Annotated in this window: 2 protein-coding genes, 3 tRNA genes and 1 pseudogene; 1 reads left to right on the top strand and 5 read right to left on the bottom strand. The window is 39.7% G+C overall.

Features of this window, described 5'->3' with window-relative positions; genetic code table 11:
• From A5N85_RS08510 to A5N85_RS08490, 5 genes are all read right to left on the bottom strand, one after another.
• Positions 1-219 (bottom strand): GTP-binding protein (locus A5N85_RS08510; protein WP_249023944.1); only part of this gene is annotated, 219 nt, incomplete at its 3' end.
• A 28-nt stretch (positions 220-247) separates the two neighbouring features.
• Positions 248-323: transfer RNA gene (locus A5N85_RS08505), tRNA-Thr, on the bottom strand.
• A gap of 11 nt (positions 324-334) precedes the next feature.
• Positions 335-408: transfer RNA gene (locus tag A5N85_RS08500), tRNA-Gly, on the bottom strand.
• 9 nt (positions 409-417) lie between these two features.
• Positions 418-502: transfer RNA gene (locus tag A5N85_RS08495), tRNA-Tyr, on the bottom strand.
• Between the two features lie 51 nt (positions 503-553).
• Positions 554-1,375: a symmetrical bis(5'-nucleosyl)-tetraphosphatase gene (locus A5N85_RS08490; protein WP_072576841.1), complete on the bottom strand. Its 822-nt coding sequence runs from the start codon at positions 1,373-1,375 to the stop codon at positions 554-556.
• A gap of 23 nt (positions 1,376-1,398) precedes the next feature.
• On the opposite strand from A5N85_RS08490, the pseudogene A5N85_RS16140 reads away from it, so the two are divergent.
• Positions 1,399-1,590, top strand: a pseudogene (locus tag A5N85_RS16140) (aldo/keto reductase); the annotation flags it as partial.

Here is a 1,590-nt window from a genome sequence, read left to right as displayed (position 1 = left end):
TGGTGATTCATATTCAACGTGAGCAGTTGAGATGGTAATTCCACGAGCACGCTCTTCTGGTGCGCCGTCAATTTGATCATAGGCTGAAAAATTTCCACCAAAACGATCCGCTCCAACCTTAGTCAAAGCAGCTGTTAGCGTTGTTTTACCGTGATCAACGTGACCAATAGTCCCAACGTTTACATGCGGCTTACTGCGTTCAAACTTTTCTTTAGACATCTCATCTACCCGAGCTAAAATATAAATCTGGAGCCCATAACCGGATTTGAACCGGTGACCTCTTCCTTACCAAGGAAGTGCTCTACCTACTGAGCTATATGGACTGGAAAATTCATGGAGCGGGCGATGGGAATCGAACCCACACCATCAGCTTGGAAGGCTGAGGTTCTACCATTGAACTACGCCCGCGAAAAGAAGTGGTGGAGGAGGAAGGATTCGAACCTTCGAAGGCAGAGCCGACAGATTTACAGTCTGTTCCCGTTGACCGCTTGGGTACCCCTCCGGACAGGTAGCGAATAATATCAGATATTTTCTTGCTGTCAACATTTTTCATTTATTTTTTCTTATCAATTTTAACAGAAGCGGCAACCTCCCATTTTTTAAGGTCAAATGCAGTTAACTTTCCTTCCCAAGCAGCTCCTGAATCTAAACAAACCCAATTTTTACGCACTCTCAATCCGCACGCTGCCCAATGCCCAAAGATATAGCGATATTTTTTTTCTCGCATTTTTTCTTCAAACCAGGGTATTAGGTTTTTAGGCGCTTCTTCTGGAGGTAGTTTACAATCAAAATTTAGACGGCCATCTTTTTCTAAAAATCGCATTCTAAGAAAAGCATTAACGGTAAAACGCATTTGCTCTATAAAAGAGTCCCTTTTATCCCAATAGCCACTGCCGTTCGCATATACTTGCTCTAAAAATTGGTTGGATTCTTTTTCTGTTTTCAGCATTTCATGTTGATACATTTGTTGTTGCATTCGAGCAGTTTCAATTGACCAGAATGGGTAAACCCCTGCATGCACCATAATTACGTTATATTCAGTATTTTCATAAAATAATGGCCAATGCCTCATGGCAGATAATAAAATTTTGCTATCAGACGCTTTTAAAATTGCTTCGCTACTTTTCTTTATCTTTACATGAGACAACTCTAAGGCTTGTACCATCAAAGAAAAATCATGATTACCCAAAACAACTTTTGCTCTTGCGCCTAATCCAACAACAAATCTCAATACCTCTAACGATTGCGGGCCTCGATTTACCAAATCTCCAACAAACCAAAGCTCGTCTTTATCTTCTTTATAATTAATCTTAGATAAAAGTCGCATTAAAGCATCGAATTGTCCATGAACATCACCGATAATATATGTAGCCATATAATATTTTCCTATATAAATTTATGAATACTTTATCCTTACGTCCATTTGGACAAACAAATCTCTTTCTATCCGTAGCAGGACTTGGTACAGTAAAATTTGGACGCAACCAAGCTGTCAAATATCCACATCATTTTAACCTACCTACAGATAAGGATATTCGAATTCTCCTAGAGCAAGCTCAAAGCTTAGGAATAAACTGCTTGATACTGCGC

The organism is Suttonella ornithocola, assembly GCF_001889065.1.
Lineage (GTDB): Bacteria > Pseudomonadota > Gammaproteobacteria > Cardiobacteriales > Cardiobacteriaceae > Suttonella_A > Suttonella_A ornithocola.
The sequence above is the reverse complement of the archived record's forward strand: the minus strand, read 5'-3'. Positions and strand labels throughout refer to the sequence as shown.

Coding starts and splice junctions, on each gene's coding strand:
- A5N85_RS08490 (WP_072576841.1), bottom strand. CDS start 1,375: ATGGCTACATATATTATCGGTGATGTTCATGGACAATTCGATGCTTTA.